Source organism: Sphingobium sp. C100 (assembly GCF_000508185.1).
Taxonomy (GTDB): Bacteria; Pseudomonadota; Alphaproteobacteria; order Sphingomonadales; family Sphingomonadaceae; genus Sphingobium.
On sequence record NZ_AYOY01000138.1, the window covers coordinates 1 to 17,651 of the forward strand.

General features: G+C 65.8%; 12 protein-coding genes. 2 read left to right on the forward strand and 10 right to left on the reverse strand.

Annotated elements, in window-relative coordinates; translation table 11 throughout:
- From C100_RS34270 to C100_RS34305, 8 genes are all read right to left on the reverse strand, one after another.
- Window positions 1-2,688 (reverse strand): UvrD-helicase domain-containing protein (locus tag C100_RS34270; RefSeq protein WP_024019564.1); only part of this gene is annotated, 2,688 nt, incomplete at its 3' end.
- Window positions 2,669-5,638, reverse strand: coding sequence for a double-strand break repair protein AddB (gene addB, locus C100_RS34275; RefSeq protein ID WP_024019565.1), 2,970 nt, complete (start codon window positions 5,636-5,638; stop codon window positions 2,669-2,671). The genes C100_RS34270 and addB, both read right to left, overlap by 20 nt.
- On the reverse strand, window positions 5,631-6,341 hold the full coding sequence (locus C100_RS34280) for a nucleotidyltransferase family protein (protein ID WP_031309287.1): 711 nt from the start codon (window positions 6,339-6,341) through the stop codon (window positions 5,631-5,633). The genes addB and C100_RS34280 overlap by 8 nt, the downstream gene beginning before the upstream one ends.
- A 10-nt stretch (window positions 6,342-6,351) precedes the next feature.
- Window positions 6,352-7,338 (reverse strand): aminoglycoside phosphotransferase family protein, encoded by a 987-nt coding sequence (locus C100_RS34285; protein WP_031309288.1) that lies wholly within the window; start codon window positions 7,336-7,338, stop codon window positions 6,352-6,354.
- On the reverse strand, window positions 7,335-7,754 hold the full coding sequence (gene tsaE / locus C100_RS34290; RefSeq protein WP_442800312.1) for a tRNA (adenosine(37)-N6)-threonylcarbamoyltransferase complex ATPase subunit type 1 TsaE: 420 nt from the start codon (window positions 7,752-7,754) through the stop codon (window positions 7,335-7,337). The genes C100_RS34285 and tsaE overlap by 4 nt, the downstream gene beginning before the upstream one ends.
- 31 nt (window positions 7,755-7,785) lie before the next feature.
- A complete protein-coding gene (locus C100_RS34295; protein ID WP_024019569.1) occupies window positions 7,786-10,134 on the reverse strand; it encodes a sensor histidine kinase in 2,349 nt (782 codons plus the stop codon).
- 188 nt (window positions 10,135-10,322) lie between these two features.
- The gene (gene ahcY, locus C100_RS34300) at window positions 10,323-11,735 is read right to left on the reverse strand and encodes an adenosylhomocysteinase (protein ID WP_024019570.1); all 1,413 of its coding nucleotides are present in this window, start codon (window positions 11,733-11,735) and stop codon (window positions 10,323-10,325) included.
- Window positions 11,736-11,872: 137 nt separating this feature from the next.
- Complete coding sequence (locus C100_RS34305; RefSeq protein WP_031309290.1) at window positions 11,873-12,433, reverse strand: YqgE/AlgH family protein; 561 nt, start codon at window positions 12,431-12,433, stop codon at window positions 11,873-11,875.
- Between the two features lie 145 nt (window positions 12,434-12,578).
- Between C100_RS34305 and C100_RS34310 the strand changes: the two genes are divergently transcribed.
- Both C100_RS34310 and C100_RS34315 read left to right on the forward strand, forming a co-directional pair.
- On the forward strand, window positions 12,579-13,061 hold the full coding sequence (locus tag C100_RS34310) for a peroxiredoxin (RefSeq protein WP_031309291.1): 483 nt from the start codon (window positions 12,579-12,581) through the stop codon (window positions 13,059-13,061).
- 89 nt (window positions 13,062-13,150) lie between these two features.
- A complete protein-coding gene (locus C100_RS34315) occupies window positions 13,151-14,605 on the forward strand; it encodes an AMP nucleosidase (RefSeq protein WP_024019573.1) in 1,455 nt (484 codons plus the stop codon).
- A 12-nt stretch (window positions 14,606-14,617) separates the two neighbouring features.
- Here the strand turns inward: C100_RS34315 and C100_RS34320 are convergent, their stop codons facing one another.
- Window positions 14,618-15,766: a GGDEF domain-containing protein gene (locus tag C100_RS34320; RefSeq protein WP_031309292.1), complete on the reverse strand. Its 1,149-nt coding sequence runs from the start codon at window positions 15,764-15,766 to the stop codon at window positions 14,618-14,620.
- Between the two features lie 31 nt (window positions 15,767-15,797).
- Window positions 15,798-17,618, reverse strand: coding sequence for a M2 family metallopeptidase (locus tag C100_RS34325; RefSeq protein ID WP_024019575.1), 1,821 nt, complete (start codon window positions 17,616-17,618; stop codon window positions 15,798-15,800).
- Between the last annotated feature and the right edge of the window lie 33 nt (window positions 17,619-17,651).

Consider the following 17,651-nt stretch of genomic DNA (forward strand, 5'->3'; position numbering starts at 1 on the left):
GGCGCCCCAGAGCGGATCAGCGTCCCAGTCCGCGCCCAACGACAGCATGGCCCCGTCCACGGCGGCGAACCAGCTTTCGGGCTTCACCTCGCCCTTAGCGCGCGGCCCTAGCGATCCGGCGACGACCAGCTTTTCCTCGGCGCGGGTCAGCGCGACGTAGAGCAGCCGCCAATGTTCTTCCCGCTCCACCTGCGCCGCCGCCTCTGCCGCCTCGCCGATCGGCCCCTGCCGTTCGGCCTTTCGCGGGGCCAGGATGGGCAGGCCGTTCCATTCGAGGGAATGGGCGCGGTTGCCCGCGTCGGGATCAAGGCAGGCGTCGGCCAATATCACGATCGGCGCCTGAAGCCCCTTGGCGCCATGCACCGTCAACAGCCGCAGCATGTCGCCCGCCGCCGCGGCATCGCGCACAATCTCCACCTCGCCCCGGTCGAACCAGTCGATGAAGCGTTGAAGCGAGGGATGATCGTCGCTTTCGAAAGCCAGCGCGGCGTTCAGCAACTCCTCGATCGGGTCGGCCGCTTCGGCCCCCAGCCGCTCAATCAGCCGGCGCCGACCGTCCATCGGCCCGGACAGGATCGCCTCCAGATAGCGATAGGGGGTGGAAAAATCCGCCACGCCCAGCAGGTCGCGCAGCGGCCGCAGCAGCGCATCGTCCAGCGTCTGGGTGAGGTGCCGCCACAATCCGGCCTTGCGCCCGATCAACCGGGTCATCAGTTCATCCTGGGTCCAGCCGATCAGCGGCGAGACCAGCAGCGACGCCAGGTTCAGCTCATCCTCCGGCTGCACCGCAAAGCGCAGCGCCGCCAGCAGGTCGCGCACGGCAAGCGGCGCATTCAGTCGCAGCCGGTCGATCCCGGCGACCGCCACCTGCTCCTCATAGAGGCGCGCAACGATCAGGCGCGCCAGTTCGCTGCGGCGGCGGACCAGGATCATGATGTCGCCCGCGCGCACCGGGCGTCCCCGGCTTTCGAGCATCAACCCGTCATCGATCCATTGCTTGATCTGGCGGGCGATGCGCTGGGCCAGCACCCGTTCCTGGTCATCGACCCAGTCTTCTTCGCCCTCCGCATCTTCGGACAGGTTGGCGATGACCGGTTTCCAGAGAATGACTTCGCCGGGGTGGCGATTGGCGCTGACATGGCGGACCTCGCCGCCCTCCAGCCCCAGCCGTTCCGCGCGCAGGGTGGAAATGGTGCGATCGACCACGTCCAGCACGGCGGGCGTAGACCGGAAGCTGCGGTCGAGCGAGAGGTTGAAGAAGTCATGGCCGGCCTGGCCCGCATCCCGCTGAAACAGGATTTGCGCCGCCGCGAAATTCTGCGGACTGGTGCCCTGAAAGCCGAAAATCGCCTGTTTGAAATCGCCGACGGTGAAGATGGTGCGAACCCGCTCCCCTTTCGCGCCCTCCCCGGCAAAAAACTCCTCCGCCAGCGTTCGGACGATGCGCCATTGCGCGGCGTTGGTATCCTGCGCCTCATCGACCAGAATATGATCGATTTGCTGGTCGAGCTTATAGCGTATCCATTCGGCGATGCCCGGCTGTTCCAGCAGGCTGGCCGTCCGTGCGATCAGATCGTCGAAATCGACCGCGCCGGCGAGCCGCTTGCCCCGCGCATAAGTGCGCGCATAGGCGCGGCCGGCGTGCAATGCCTGCGCCAGCAGCGCGGCATAGTCGGCGCGCAATTTCAGCGCGATCAGGTCGCCGCACCGTTCATGCAGGCGCGCCGCCATGTCGGCATAGCCGTCGATGGGCGGCACCCACCCCTTGGCATCGATGATGTCGCCATCGGTCTTTGCCCAGGCCCGGTGCAGGTCGGCCAGCCCCGCCGCGCGCCCGGCCGGGTCGAGCCTACGCCAGGCGGCGATACGGTCGCACCGTTCCAATCCGCGCGTCTTGCCCCAATCGGCATTGGCGCGCACGATCCAGTCGAGCGAGCGCATGTCGAATATCTCGTCGCAGCACTGGTCGGCCAGCCATTGATCGACATCGCCATCTGGCAGGCCCAGTTCGGCCATGAGCCAGGGCGCGATATTGTCGGGAAGCGCTTCCAGCGCCTGCACCCGCCCGGGGCAGCGCAGCAGGAACTGTTCCGCCCCGCCCTCGCCCATGCGCAGGCTGAGTGCCTGTAGCGCGGCGATCAACGGTGCGTCGCCCTGTTCCTGCGCCTCCACCACCAGTTCGGCGAGCATCTGGCGCGCCAGGCTCGATTGTTCGCGCTGGTCGAGCGGCCGGAAACCGGGCGCCAGGTCCGCCTCCAGCGGAAAGGCGGTCAGCAATTGCTGGCAAAAGCCGTGAATCGTCTGAATGCGCAGGCCGCCGCCGGTGGATTCCAGCACTTCGGCGAAAAGGCGGCGAGCATGATCGCGCGCGTCAGGGCCGGAGTCCTCGCCCAGCGCCTCCAGATCGTTGAACAGGTCTGGCTCATCCATTTGCACCCAGGCCGCGAGCCGGTCATGCACGCGATCGGCCATTTCGGCCGCGCCCGCCTTGGTGAAGGTGAGGCAGAGGATATTTTCCGGCCGCACCCCTTGGAGCAGCAGGCGAAAAACGCGCGCGGTGAGCACATGGGTCTTGCCCGTGCCGGCAGAGGCGGACAGCCAGACATGAGCGTCGGGCGCGGCGGCGCGGGCCTGTTCGCCCAGCAGCTTTTGCAGCGGATTGGGCTTCCTAGCCATCGTCGCGGCCATACCATTCCTCCAGCCGCATCAGCTGGTCATAGTCGCCGTAATTGGCGAGTTCGGGATTGACCTGCGCCTTGAAGGGCGCGGCGCCGAGCAGGTATTCGGCCGCCAACCGCTCGAAATGGTCATAGGCATGGGCGGTGAAATCGGCGGTGATGATCTTGTCCCGCTTGCCGAGCGGATCGACCGGGCGCTCGCGATAGCCGAATTGCTCGCCCTTCTTGGCGAGCGACCAATATTCGAAGTCGCCCGCGACCGGCCGGTCGCCCAGACCGACGAAACCGCCCGCTTCCGCGATCAGGCCCAACAGGCCCAATTGCAGCGCATAGCCCGCCTTCACCTGACGGGCGCTGGGCGGCTTGCCGGTTTTATAGTCGATGATGCCCAGGCCGCCGTCGGGCAGGCGGTCGATACGATCCGCCTTGCCCATCAAGGTTACGTCGGCAATCTCCGCCCGCCCTTCCTGTTCGACCGCGACGATGTGGCGCCCCTTCGCCATATCATCGGCGACTTCTGCTGCGATCCAGCGGATGGCTTCGATCAGGCGCGGTTGCCACAGCGCCTTGAGCAGGGGATGGACTTCGGGCTGGTCGAACATCGCCAGCGCGCGGGCTTCAAGGTCCGCGGGGTCGAGCCTGTCCCCCTGCGCCCAGCGTTGCAGCACGTCATGCACCGCCGTTCCCCGCCAGGCCGGGCCAGCGTCGGCATCGACCGGGTCGAGCCGCGACAGGCGCAGGATGCGGCGAGCATAGAAGGCGAAGGGATCGGCCTTCAATCGATCGACGTCGGTGACGGGGATGAGTTTGGGGCGCACGGACAGCGGCGGCACGGGCGCGGGCCGCCGGACCGGGTAATAGGCCGCCGGTGCGTCGATCATCCGTGCAAAGCCGGCATAGCGTTCGGCCGACCGCCATTGCGCGCCGGTCATCGCCTTGAGCCGAAGCCACAGGCGCGATGCCACCGCCGGGCCACCACTGCCCCGCCGCGCGCGAGTGATGAGGACATGGGGAGCGCCAAGCGCGCTGGCGAAATCATGCGCGGCAAGGCCGATCCGCGTTTCCAGTCCGGGCAGGCCGAGTTCGCGCCGGATGCGCGGGGCCAGCCATGGATCGGGCGCGGGAAGGCCGGGCCAGGTGCCTTCGTTAAGGCCGCCCAGGATCATGAGGTCGGCCTGCGTCAGCCGGGCCTCGATCAGGCCCAGGATCGCGAGGCGCGGATGGCCGCCCTGCGGCGGTCGAACCGAGACGCCGCCCAGCATGTGGTCGAGCAGCGCGGGCAAGGCGCGGAGATCGGCCTGCCGCGGCCCTTCTGGGGCTGCGGCCTCCATCTCGGCGAACAGGTCGGCGGCAGCATGGCCCTGATGCCCGGCCCAGATCGCATCGGCCGAAAGCGCGCCCGCCTGTTCCCGCAACGCCGCCAACTGACCGCCAAGGTCCACCGCAGCGGCAAAGGCGGTTTCGAGCGGTTCCAGCATGGCGCGGGCGGTGGGCCACCATGCGCGAACCTGGTCCCGCACGATCCGCTGCCGGTCATCCTCACGCGGCATGAGCAGCAGGTCGACGCCCTGCAAGCCCGCCTGCGGCCGTGGCCCGCGCAACAGCAGGTCGAGCGCGCGCACCCCCTCCAGCCAGGCAAGCCGCCCCTCGCCCCGCATCACCAATGGATGTTTGAGCAGGGTGAGCAGCGGCACAGGGGCGAAACGTTCCGCAACCGCTTCCGCCATCGCGATCAGCAAGGTTCCGGGCAGCAGGCGCGACAATGGCTGGCCGGCGCTGTCGTCCGCCTCAATCCCCCAGCGGCGCAGATGCGCGGACACGCGGGTCGCAAGCTGCCGGTCGGGCGTGACCAGCGCGGCGGTGCGTTCGGGCGTTTCCAAAGCCTCGCGCAGCGCGATGGCGATGGCCTGCGCCTCTTCGCCGGGGGTAGCGACTTCGAGCGCCTCCACGCCTGCAAGTGAGCGATCCGCCGTCTTGAGATCGCGCCAGCGGCTGGTGAGGCGCGGCGGCAGCATGGCGTTGGAGATATTGCGCCCGCGCACCGCCCGCGCGTCATGTTCGCTGCCCCAGCGCCATTGGGCGACATCGTCGCGCGTGGCGCTCATGCCGTCGAGCAGACGCTTCAGCGCATATTGCGGATGGCTTTCATGGCCGGGCGCGCGCCGTCCGCTGACCGGGTCTGGCGGAAACGGGCCGATGCCGTCCCAGGCGTCGGCATCCATATACTGGTCCAGCGCGGCGAATACCACCATGCCGCGCGGCATCTCCCCGATGCGGCGGAGCAGATGGGCGACGGCGGGCGCGGTGGTCGATATGCCGGCGGCGATCACGAATCCCGTCGGCGGGTGAGCGGCCCAGCGCTCGGCAAGTCGGTCGAACAGGCGATTGCGCCGGTCGGCCAGATCGATGCAGCCGATTAGCGCCAGTTCGCGTGGCCAGCGCGCGATCAGGATTTCGAACATCGCCAGCGACGTTTGCCAATGACGCGACAGCTCGGCGGAAAGGTCGAGGTCGCGCAGCGCGGTGAGCGGCACCCGCTCCACCTGCATCTGGTCCAGCACCGCGCCGAGCGCCTGCCCGAGTTGCAGCGCCTGCCCCGCATCAATGTCCGGCCGGGCGTCCTGCACCATGCGCGCCAGCATCATCTGACGGCGCATCGGGGCGATCGCGGGCGGGATCGGCTCTTCTTCACCCAGCGGATCGAGCGCGCCGCCGACCTGTTCGCCAAGGTCTGGATCGCCGATCGCGATGAGGCGCGGCAATAGCAGGCCACCGCCCGACCGCCGCACGAAGGCGTCGCTGACCGCACGGATCGCGCGGTTGTTGGGTAGCAGCACCATGGCCTGCGCCAGCGCCATCGGATCGCCGCGATGCTGCGCCAGCAGCCCGGCGACCAGCGCATCGGCAAAGGCGCGGTGCGCCGGTATGGTGAACAGTGACGGGCGCGCCCGATCACCCATGAGCGAGCATGGATTCCACGACGGGAATGGCCGCCGGCGTGCCGACATCGAACCAGAGCCCCTGATGGGACACGCCATAAAGGCGCCCGGACTCGATCGCCCTGTTCCAGAAGATATTGGTCGAAAACATGTCGCCCGGCGGATCGATGAGCAGCGATGGCGCCATGATCTGAATTCCGGTGAAGACAAAAGGCGCCACATAGGCCGTCTTGCGCCGCGAGAGCCGTCCGTCCGCATCCATATGGAAGTCGCCCGGCCCACGATGGCAGTGCGCGCGCGCCAACGGCACGACCAGCAGCAGCGCATCCATGCGCGCCGGATCCCAGACGCGTTGCATCATGGCCAGCGTTTCCTGCGGCCCATCTATCCACAGATTGTCGCTATTGGCGCAGATGAACGGCTCGTCGCCCAAAAGGGGCTTCGCCCGCATCAGTCCGCCGCCGGTTTCCAGCAGCTTGGCGCGCTCGTCCGACACCGCGAACTCCAGCCCGCAGCGGCGCGCCTTGAGATGCGCTTCGACCGTGTCGGCGAGATAATGGACATTCACCACCACCTTGCGCACGCCGCCTGCCTCCAGCCGGTCCAGCGCATGGTCCATCAACGGCTTGCCCGCCACCTTGACCAGCGGCTTGGGCCGGGTCGCGGTGAGCGGACGCATCCGCTTGCCCAGGCCGGCGGACATCAGCATCGCGGTATCGATCATGCGCCAGACCTCATGCCGGGGCGAACGCCTGTAGCGCATCGTGACGCTTGTCGGCGGGGATGTTGGCGGCGAACCAGTCAGCGACCGGCGCCAGCGCCGGATGCGCCAGATCGCGTTCCAGCAGCCCCCACATGCGCGGCAGATAGGATAGATAACGCGGCTTGCCATCGCGCTTCCACAGGCGGGTGAAGATGCCGATGATCTTCGCGTTGCGCTGGGCGCCCAGCACCGCATAGGCGGCGTCGAAATCGGCCGGCGGCGACGCGATCGCCCGATAATGGGCGAGCATAGCGGCTTCCACCGCGACCGGCACGTCGCGCCGCGCGTCCTGAAGCAACGAAACGAGATCATAGGCCGGGTGGCCGACCAGGGCATCCTGAAAATCCAGCAGGCCAAGGCCGTGCGAGGACGGGTCTTCGATCAGCATGATATTTTCGGCATGATAGTCGCGCAGCACCGTCACGGCGGGGCTGGCCGATCCTTCCACCAGAGGCAGCACCTTGTCCCACGCGCCGACATAGGCGTCGACATCGACCGGAAGGCCGATCGCCGGGCAATAATATTCCGTCAGCAGCCCCGTTTCCCGCTGATAGACGCCATGGTCATAGGGGGGCAGATCAGCAGGCGGCAGCCGATGCAGTTCGCCCAGCAGATCGACCGCGCGGCGATAGACCGCCATTTCGTCACCGGGCCGGGCGTCCAGATGTTCCTTGACGCGTGAGTCGCCGAAATCCTCGATCAGGACCAGGCCGTGCGTCAGGTCGCGGGCCAGGATGCGCGGCGCGGCGAACCCGTCGAGCCGGAGCTGTTCGGCGATGGCGATGAAGGGTCGCGGGTCTTCGTGCGGTGGCGGCGCATCCATCAGCACGGCGCGACGGCTTTCTTCAACGACGCGGAAATAGCGGCGGAAGGACGCATCGCCGGCAAGCGGCAGGATCGCCGCCCGTTCCCAGCCCGCCTGGGCGAGGAAAGCGGGCGCAGCAGCGGGGGGTATCATATCCGGGACCATCGATCCGTCCAAGCCTCCGGCACGTCCGCTGTCAAGCGTCGCGCGTCGTCCGTTATCATCTCGATGGTGAGATGCAGGCTGTGCGGCCATAATGCGCGCCCCAGCCGGTCCGGCCATTCGATGATGAGCAGCCCGTCCATCAGATAGTCGCCCAGCGCGAGTTCCCGCGCTTCCTCTGCATTATCGAGGCGGTAGAGATCGACATGGGCGACCGGCAGGCTGACCTCCGGCGCGTCATAGGGCTGGACGATGGCGAAGCTGGGGCTGGGCGCTTCATCCTGGAGACCGAGCGCTTCGAGCAGGCCGCGCGCCAATGTGGTCTTGCCCGCGCCCAATCCCCCTTCGAGCGCGATAACGTCGCCGATCCGCACCTGCGCCGCGAGCCGCCGGCCAAGATCCAGCATGGCCGCCTCGCCCACTAGGTCGAGTATATGTTCAGCCACGGGGCAATTCGATCAGGATCATCGTCCCCTGCCCTTCCTTCGACACGAGCTGCAACGATCCGCCATGCGCCTGCACCAGCTGCCGCGCGAGGGGGAGGCCCATGCCGGCCTTGGCCCCGCTGCGCGCCTGTTCGGCGCGCGCGAGCGGATCGAAGATCGCGCCCTGCTGCGCTACGGGAATGCCCGGACCGTCATCGGATATGACGATACGCACCTTGTCCGCCGCGCCATCGCCATGGAGCAGGACGCGGGCGCCCCGGCCGCAATAGTTGAGCGCATTTTCCAGCAGATGGTCGATACACTGCCCGATGCGGCGTTCGTCACCCTGGATGATGCCGAGCGAGGGTTCCAACTGGATCGCCAGTTCCATGCCCTTGGCCTTCGCATCGCCGCGCAGTCGATCCACCCGCGCGCGGGCGAGCGCCGCCAGATCGACCGGGTTGCGCTCGATCGGCAGCGTCCCTGCTTCCCCTTGGGTGAGGTCGAGGACATTGTCGATCAGCATGGCGAGCCGCCCCGTGCTCTGAAGGATACCGTCCACATAATCCTTCGCCGAGTCCGACAATGAACCGGCATAGCCCTCGCTCATCATCTCGGCGAAGCCAGCGATGGTGGTGAGCGGGGTGCGCAGTTCGTAACTCATGTTCGTGACGAAGGCGGTCTTGATCTTGTCCGCCTGCTCCAGCGCTTCGTTACGGTCGCGCAGCACCTGTTCGACCCGGCGGCTGTCGGTGACGTCGAGCATGGTGAAGAGCGCATTGCCGTCCGGCAGCGGGATGGCGGCGAATTCGAAGATGCGGCCGTCGGCGAAACCGACATGGCCCATGCGTTGCTTGCGTTCGACCGTGGCGGCGCGAACCAGTTCGCGGACGAGATTGGACTGCTGCGGCTTGGCAAGGCAGGACTGCACGTCGCGCATCAGGTCATCGATGCGCGGATGAGTGGCAAGCAGTTCCTCGCTTGCGCCCCAAACCGTACGGAAGCGGCTGTTCCACATCTGGAGTCGTCCGTCGGCGGCGAAGACGCCGATCGATTCGAAGAGATTGTCGAAGGTTGCGGTGCGCACCCGCAGCAGCGTGTCGCGGGCGCTCGACAGTTGGACCTGTTCGGTGCGGTCCTCGAAGATCAGCAGCAGGCCGCCATCGGGCAGCGGCTGCGCATAGACCCTAAGATGCGTGCCGTCGGCCAGCAGCCAATTTTCTTCCCGCGGCTCGGGCGAGAGGAACCAGTTGCGCCGTTCTCCGCGCCACGCGGGAAAATCGCGATGTTCGGGCAGACGCCGCGCATCGCGCATCTGATCGAGCACACGTTCGAACAGCGGGGCGTCGGCCAAAGCGTCCTGTCGCAGGCCGAACAGGCTGATGAAGGGCTGGTTCCAGAAGCGCAGCGCCCGGTCCGGCCCGAAGCGGGCGACGCCGGCCGACAGACGATCCAGCAGATCGCGCTGGGCGGCCTCGAGCCGGTCGCGTTCGACCCGCGCCTGTTCCAGTTCATGCTGGTCGACCGCATAACCGGCGATCCCCGCGTCGCCCAGCGGCACGTCCACCACCCGCATCATCCGGCGTTCGCCATCGATGGTGGCGGGCACCATTCGTTCGACCAGCTCGCCCCGCGCCATCGCATCGGCGGCAGCGGCCTCGGGCGGAACGCCGCCGACCGATTCGACCAGTTCGATGCTGTGGGCGATGACATCGCGCGCATCGCGGGCGTCGACCGCGCGGACATAGGCGCTGTTGACCAGGCTGAGCCGCAGGTCGGCCGTGCGATGCCACATCGGGAAAGGCGCGGCTTCCACCAGCCCGGCGAGCGCCTCCAGCGCTTCACGCAACTGATCGACCTGGGTCCGCAGCGCCTGGATTTCGGTCTGGCTGTCGGTCGCGTCAAAAATCCACAGCACGACGCCGCCACTGCCGGCAAGATCCGGCCCGGCGGGCGCGCCGCGCACCAGCAGCAGACGCGCCGAACCATGACCGCGAATCGGCAGCGAGAAGCTTTTGCCGGCGCGCTGGGCCGCGGCAATGTCCCGCGCGAGCAGTGCGGCGTCTTCCGGCTCGATCCCGCCATCTTCGGCGGTGAGTTCGGACAGGAAATTGGGAACGCGCGTCTTGCCCAACCATTTGGCGAGGCGGTCGGCCGCTTCCAGCCTGCCATCGGGATGGATGATGACGGGAGCGGCGGGGGCCGAGGACAACAGCACCGTCAGCCGGTCGAGCTTGCCCTGTGCGTGGGTGCCGTCGCGGCGCATACGCTGGCCGCTCAGCAGCGCCCAGATCGCGGCGCCAAGCCAGAGCGCCAGCACGACGCCCAAGATGATGGCGGCAACGGGTGATAGCGCCGTCATATGCGCCCGCCCTCCATTCGCCGAACCTGCCCGTCCCTTGTCATAGTCGGGACGGACCTATCCCAAGTCGGGCGCAGCGGGAAGCGGGCGTTGGAAAGATTCGTGCGACCGGCCCGGAATTCCATGAAAAAGGGAGAGAGCGTCGCCGCCCTCTCCCTTTGCCAACCGCAACAATGGCGATCATCGCATCAGTAGCGATAATGGTCCGGCTTGAACGGGCCTTCGACCGGCACACCGATATAGTCGGCCTGCTTCTGGCTCAGCTTGCTGAGCTTCACGCCCAGCTTTTCGAGGTGCAGCGCGGCAACCTTCTCGTCCAGATGCTTGGGCAGGACATAGACTTCGTTCTGATACTCGTCCGCCTTGGTCCACAATTCGATCTGGGCCAGCACCTGGTTGGTGAAGGAGGAGGACATGACGAAGCTGGGGTGGCCGGTGGCGCAGCCCAGATTGACCAGACGGCCCTTCGCGAGCACGATGATCTTCTTGCCGTCGGGGAATTCGACTTCATCGACCTGCGGCTTGATCTCGGTCCATTTCATGTTGTTGAGGCCCGCAATCTGGATCTCGCTGTCGAAATGGCCGATATTGCAGACGATCGCCATATTCTTCATTTCGCGCATATGGTCGACGGTGATGACGTCGGCATTGCCTGTGGCGGTGACGAAGATGTCGGCGCGCTTGGCCGCTTCTTCCATGGTCACGACCTCATAGCCTTCCATCGCCGCCTGAAGCGCGCAGATGGGATCGACTTCAGTCACGATGACGCGCGCGCCGCCGTTGCGCAGCGACGCCGCCGAGCCCTTGCCGACATCACCGAAGCCGGCGACGCAGGCGACCTTGCCGGCCAGCATGACGTCGGTGGCGCGACGGATGGCGTCGACCAGCGATTCCTTGCAGCCATAGAGATTGTCGAACTTCGACTTGGTGACGCTGTCGTTCACATTGATCGCCGGGAAGGGCAGCTTGCCCTTCTTGGCCAGCTCATAGAGGCGGTGAACGCCGGTGGTGGTCTCTTCCGACACGCCCTTGATGGCGGCGACGGTCTGGGTCAGATAGCCCGGGCGTTCGGCCAGGAAACGGCGCAGCGTGGCGACGAAGATTTCCTCTTCCTCGTTGGTCGGCGCGAACAGGTCTTCCCCGGCCTCGACCCGCGCGCCCCAGAGCGCGAACATGGTGGCGTCGCCGCCATCGTCGAGGATCATGTTGCAGGTGGTGTCCTGGCCCCAGTCGAAAATCTTGACGACATAGTCCCAATATTCCTCCAGCGTCTCGCCCTTGACGGCGAAGACGGGGATGCCGCGCGCGGCGATGGCGGCGGCGGCATGATCCTGGGTCGAGAAAATGTTGCACGACGCCCAGCGGATGTCGGCGCCCAGATCGGCCAGCGTCTCAATGAGGACGGCGGTCTGGATCGTCATGTGCAGCGAGCCGGTGATGCGCGCGCCCTTGAGCGGCTTGGCCGCGCCGAACTCGTCGCGCAGAGCCATCAGGCCCGGCATTTCGGTTTCGGCGATCTCGATTTCCTTGCGGCCGAAGCCGGCGAGGCCGATGTCGGCAATCACATAGTCCTGCGCCTGGGTGGCGGGTGCGGTGGCCACGAGCGTGTCTCCGTTGCTGTGAAAACTGGTCTTCGCCGCCGGGCGGTCCGGCGGCTGTATGGGGAGCGCCTTACCAACCGGGGCGCAGCAAGGCAACTCGATATAAAGTTTTCTTTATGTAGCGTGCAAGCCTTCCGTCAGGCCGAGCCCGCGCCGCCGACCAGATGGGCCGAATCGATGCCTGCCGCCGCGAAGATCGCCGCCCTTTTGCGGCGGGCGGGCGTGTCGAACAGCAAGTCCGCGTCACCGGGAGCAAGGAACCAGCTTTCGCCGGTCATTTCCTGCTCCAACTGCCCCGCGCCCCAGCCGGCATAGCCGAGCGCTACGAGATAGCGGCTTGGGCCGCGCCGTTCGGCGATGGCCTTCAATATGTCGAGCGAGCCGGACAGGCCCCATCGTTCGTTGACCTGGACCATGTCCTGCCCGCCCCAGTCGAGCGAGTGGAGGACGAAACCCCGACGCGGCTCCACCGGGCCGCCACGCAGCACGGGTAGGTCGGGCACATCGCTGCCGTCGATGTCGAAACTCTCGAGCAGATCATGGAGCCGCACGCCCTCCATCTCCTCGCCCACCGCGATGCCCAGCGCGCCTTGTGCGTCATGGACGCAAAGGGCGACCACCGAATGATCGAAACGCATGTCCTCCATGCCTGGCAGCGCGAGCAGGAAGTGCCCGCCATAATATTGGGCTTGCATCATGGGTCGAATATAGACAGCCGCCGCGCCTTGCCAAGGACGAGTGACCGCATGGGTGGGGCGGCGCGACATATTCCCGCGGCCGCGCCTTGACATGGCGCGCGCCACCACCGACTTCCCGCCGCACTACATGGCCAGGAGACAGAGCATGACCATTTCCAAGGGTGACCGCGTTCCGAGCACGACTTTCACGAAAATGACGGCCGACGGCCCTGAGCCGGTCGCTTCCGACACGTTTTTCAGCGGCAAGACCGTCGCGATCTTCTCCGTCCCCGGCGCATTCACGCCGACCTGCTCGGCCAAGCATCTGCCAGGCTTCATCGACAAGGCCGAAGCACTCAAGGCGAAGGGCGTCGACGAAATCGCCTGCACGGCGGTCAATGACGCCTTTGTCATGGGCGCCTGGGGCAAGTCGGCCGGCGCCGAAGGCAAGGTGACGATGCTCGCCGACGGCAATGGCGACTTCGCCAAGGCGGTGGGCCTCACCATGGACGGCAGCAAGTTCGGCCTGGGCACGCGCGGCCAGCGCTTTTCGATGATCGTCAAGGACGGCGTCATCAGCGAACTGAATGTCGAAGCGCCGGGCGACTTCAAGCTGTCGTCCGCCGAACATATGCTCGAACAGCTCTGATCCGGCCGATCGCGCGCCACCCAGCGGTGCGTGGCGCGCGATCCCATCTTCGTCTTCCTTCCGTCACGGAAAACCGTTAACAGGGGGCGATGACACAAAGCATCGGCAGCGCAACGGTCGCGCAACTCGACCAAATCTACCAGACAGCCATCGAAACCCTGCGCGAAGCAATGCGCGCCTATGCCCGCGACGGCAGCGTGCCGCCGCCCGAGGCGCGCACCGACCGGCGGTTCTGCTATCCCGAATTGCGCATAACCTATCATAACGACAGCGAGATGCCGCCGCCGGGTCGATCCTTCGCGCGCCTGTCGAAGCCGGGCCGCTACGTCACGACGATCACACGGCCCGCCATGTTCGCCGATTATCTGGCCGAACAGATCGACCTTCTGGTCCGCGACTATGGCGTGGAAGTCGAAGTTGGACCCAGCGCGCAGCAGATCCCCTTCCCCTATGTGCTGGATGGCCTGGACATCAGCGCGCTGGACGGCACGCCGCCGACCGAGCTGGCGCGCTATTTCCCCGCGACCGAACTGGCGGAAATCGGTGACGAGATCGCCGATGGGCTGTTTACTCCGGGGGCGGATGGTGGACGGCCGCTGGCGCTGTTCGACGGGTTGCGCACCGATTTTTCGCTCGCGCGCCTGAAACATTATACCGGCACGCCGGCCGAGCATGTGCAGCGCTATATCCTGTTCACCAACTATCATCGCTATGTCGACGAGTTCGTGGCGTGGGCCTGCGCCGAATTGCAGCGGGAAGGCAGCCGCTTCACTGCCCTGTCGGGCGCCGGCGGCGTCTATGTGACCAACGACACGGCCAATCCCCATGCCGCCATTGCCGAGGGCGCTTGGCGCAAGCACCAGATGCCCGCCTATCACCTGATCGCGCCGGACCGCAGCGGCATCACCCTGGTCAATATCGGCGTCGGCCCGGCCAACGCCAAGACGATCTGCGACCATCTGGCGGTGGTGCGGCCCGAAGCCTGGCTCATGATCGGCCATTGCGGCGGCCTGCGACCCAGCCAGCGGATCGGCGACTATGTGCTGGCCCACGCCTATCTGCGCGACGACAAGGTGCTGGACGAGATGTTGCCGCCGGAAATTCCGGTGCCGGCGATCGCGGAAGTCCAGGTCGCGATGGCCACGGCCGCCGAAGCCGTGCTGGGCGGCAATGATGCAGAGGATTTCCGGCGCCGCCTGCGCACCGGGACGGTCGTCACCACCGACGATCGGAACTGGGAATTGCGCTACTCCCATTCCGCGCTGCGCTTCAGCCTCTCGCGCGCGGTCGGGATCGACATGGAATCGGCAACGATCGCAGCGCAGGGCTATCGCTTCCGCGTGCCGTACGGGACGTTGCTGTGCGTGTCCGACAAGCCCATCCATGGCGAACTGAAACTGCCCGGTCAGGCCAACCGCTTCTACGAGGAAGCGATCGCGGGCCATTTGCGCGTGGGTTTGATGACGTGCGAGTTGCTGCGGCAGGAAGGCGCGAAACTGCACAGCCGCAAGCTGCGCGCCTTCAACGAGCCGCCTTTTCGGTGAAGCCTTGCCGGGTCAGGCCGCCGATCGCGCGATGTTGACCCGGTCCTTGCCCTGCTTCTTGGCGGCATAGAGCGCTTCATCGGCGCGCGCGACCATATCCTCCAGCGTCATGTCGGTCGCCACCAGTTCGGCCACGCCGAAACTGGCGCGCAACTGGCCACCTGGCACGCGTGGCAGGCAGAGGTGGCCCACCTCCGCACGGACGCGTTCCATCACATCGGCGGCAGCCGCGGAATCGGTGTCCTGCAACAGCAGGCCGAACTCGTCCCCGCCCATCCGGCCGACAATGTCCCCCCGCCGCACCGCCAGGGTCAGCAGTCCGGCAAAGCCTTTGAGCGCCTGATCACCGGCGATGTGACCATAGCTGTCGTTCAGCCCCTTGAACCCATCGAGGTCGCATACGACCAGGGCGAGCGCGCGGCCGTGGCGTCGCGCCTGCGCGATGGCGCGCGTGGCCGCCTCATCCAGCCCCCGGCGGTTGAGCACCTGTGTCAGCGGGTCGTGCCGCATCTGGTTCCGCAATTGTTGCGCCAGATCGCCGGCGACCACCAGCACGGCCGCTACCGCCGTCCCGACATAGATGGTGGGCATGAAAAGGCCCAGGATCGCGCGATAGAGTTCCTTCCCTTCCGCCGGTCCCCGGATGAACGTGGCGGAAACGGCGAGGGCGAGCTGGCAGAGCGCAAAGGCCAGCAAACAGGCAAAAAAGGCGATTTCAGGCGGCGTGAGCGAGCGATCGCGCGGCCAGAGCGAAAGCGCGCTCACCAGCAGCAGGGTGCCGACATAGGTCGGGATGATCATGCCCTGCATGATCTGGCTGCCCATCGGTCCGATGGCGAGGGCGATCGCCAGGCTCACAATCGCCGCAGGAACGACGAAAGCGGCGATGTGGAGCGGGCGGCCCGACCGTTGGCGAATACCGATCGCCAGCAAGGAGCCGCTTGCGATCAGGCCGACACCGGTGACGATGAAGAGCAGACGGCTTTGCAGGAAGAAGCCCCCGGCATTGGCGAGCCACTGGAGAATTCCGACGCCATAAGACGCGGTCCAGGTGAGGACATGCTTTTGACGACCGAAATGGAGCCATGCGACCGCCAGAGCGACGGTCATCACGGCAGCGGTTCCGAAAAGCAGGGAAAGAAGGATGGCTGGTGCACTCATACACCAGCCATTTACCAAGTTTTACTCAGCCTTACCAGCCGCAGGACTTGCCTTTATTCTGTTCGATCAACCACTTCTGGAGTGGCGCGAAATAATTGACCAATGCCTTGCCCGACATCTCGCGGCTGCCGGTGAAGGCCTGAAGCGCGTCGGGCCAAGGCTTCGACGCACCCATTTCCAACATGGCCTTCAGCTTCGCGCCGACCTGCTTGTTGCCATAGAAGGAGCAACGATGCAGCGGCCCTTTCCAGCCGGCCTGCCTGCACGCGGCCTCGTAAAACTGGAATTGCAGCACGCGGGCCAGGAAATAGCGGGTATAGGGGGTGTTGCCGGGGATATGATATTTGCCGCCCGGATCGAACTTCGTCTCATCGCGCGGCACCGGGGGCACGATGCCCTGATATTTGAGGCGCAGGTCGTTCCAGCCCTTTTCATACTGGCTCTGCGGGATCGACCCGTCGAACACGCCCCAGCGCCATTTGTCGATCAGCAGGCCAAAGGGCAGGAACGCGACCTTATCCATCGCCTGGCGCAGCAGCAGACCCAAATCCTTGTCGGCGCCGGGCACCTGAGCGGGATCGAGCAGGCCGATCTTCACCAGATAGTCGGGCGTGATGGACAAGGCGACGAAATCGCCGATCGCTTCATGGAAACCGTCATTGGCGCCATCGAGATAGAGCGGTTTCTGCACCTGATAGGCGCGCTGGTAATAATTATGGCCCAACTCATGATGGATGGTGACGAAATCGTCGCCATTCACCTTCGTGCACATCTTGATGCGGATATCGTCCTTATTGTCGAGATCCCAGGCCGAGGCATGGCAGACGACTTCGCGATCCCGCGGCTTGACGATCTGCGAGCGGTCCCAGAATGTCTGGGGCAGCGGATCAAAGCCCAGCGAACTGTAGAAGCCCTCGCCCGTCTTCACCATCTTGACCGGGTCATAGCCTTTGGCTTCAAGCAGATCGGTCACGTCATAGCCAAGATCCCCTGCGCCTTCGGGCGCGACGATCTTATAGATATTACCCCATTCCTGCGCCCACATATTGCCCAGAAGATCGGCGCGGATCGGCCCGTTCGCGGGCTGGACGGCATCGCCATATTTTTCATTCAGCTTGGCGCGGGTGTAGCAATGGAGCTCGTCGTAGAGCGGCTTCACTTCCGCCCAGATCTTGTCCGTCAACCTGGCGAAATCATCGGCCGGCATGTCATATTTGGACCGCCACATCGCGCCGGTATCGGCAAAACCCAGTTCTTTCGATCCGGCATTGGCGATGCCGACCAGCCTGGCATAGTCTTCGCGCATCGGTGCGCCGACATTGTCATGCCAGCTCACCCACATTTCCTTGAGTTCCTCGGGGTTGCGATTGAGCCCCATCTGCTCTTCGATGTCGCTGCCGTTGATCGGCTGACCGTTCAACGTGCCCTTGCCCTTGCCATAAGCGGACTGGAGGCTGGTCGCCAGATCGTTGAGTTCCTCGGCCGCGCCCGCCGTCGTGGGCGCGGGCAAGGTCAGGGCGGTGCGCAGCAAGGTAAGGCGGCGCCTGGTTTCTTCGGTCAATCCGGGTGCAGCCGCATATTTGGCGGCATCCAGCGCGTAGTCGACCCGCTGGCGGGTGTCGATCGCGCCGAAATAGGATGCGATCGCGTCGGTATCGTCGGTGATATAGGTCGCGTTGATCCAGGCGGCCCGGCCGCTGATGATCGATTGATCGAACAGGCTTTTCTCCGCCTTCGCGAGGAAGGCCTCCGCTTCCGCAGCGGAAGGTGCGACGGTCGACGCCTGCTGCGCCAAGGCCGGCGAAACAACGAGAGCGGCCGCGAGCGCGGCCAGCGAGATAGCGATTTTCATGGGGTTCCCCTTATCCACTTATAAGGGGAAGGT

Bases quoted from the DNA above. Each gene is read 5' to 3' on its own strand.
- addB (WP_024019565.1), bottom strand. From the start codon at position 5,638: ATGGGTGATCGGGCGCGCCCGTCACTGTTCACCATACCGGCGCACCGC.
- C100_RS34280 (WP_031309287.1), bottom strand. From the start codon at position 6,341: ATGATCGATACCGCGATGCTGATGTCCGCCGGCCTGGGCAAGCGGATG.
- C100_RS34285 (WP_031309288.1), bottom strand. From the start codon at position 7,338: ATGATACCCCCCGCTGCTGCGCCCGCTTTCCTCGCCCAGGCGGGCTGG.
- tsaE (WP_442800312.1), bottom strand. From the start codon at position 7,754: ATGCTGGATCTTGGCCGGCGGCTCGCGGCGCAGGTGCGGATCGGCGAC.
- C100_RS34295 (WP_024019569.1), bottom strand. From the start codon at position 10,134: ATGACGGCGCTATCACCCGTTGCCGCCATCATCTTGGGCGTCGTGCTG.
- C100_RS34305 (WP_031309290.1), bottom strand. From the start codon at position 12,433: ATGATGCAAGCCCAATATTATGGCGGGCACTTCCTGCTCGCGCTGCCA.
- C100_RS34310 (WP_031309291.1), top strand. From the start codon at position 12,579: ATGACCATTTCCAAGGGTGACCGCGTTCCGAGCACGACTTTCACGAAA.
- C100_RS34315 (WP_024019573.1), top strand. From the start codon at position 13,151: ATGACACAAAGCATCGGCAGCGCAACGGTCGCGCAACTCGACCAAATC.
- C100_RS34320 (WP_031309292.1), bottom strand. From the start codon at position 15,766: ATGAGTGCACCAGCCATCCTTCTTTCCCTGCTTTTCGGAACCGCTGCC.
- C100_RS34325 (WP_024019575.1), bottom strand. From the start codon at position 17,618: ATGAAAATCGCTATCTCGCTGGCCGCGCTCGCGGCCGCTCTCGTTGTT.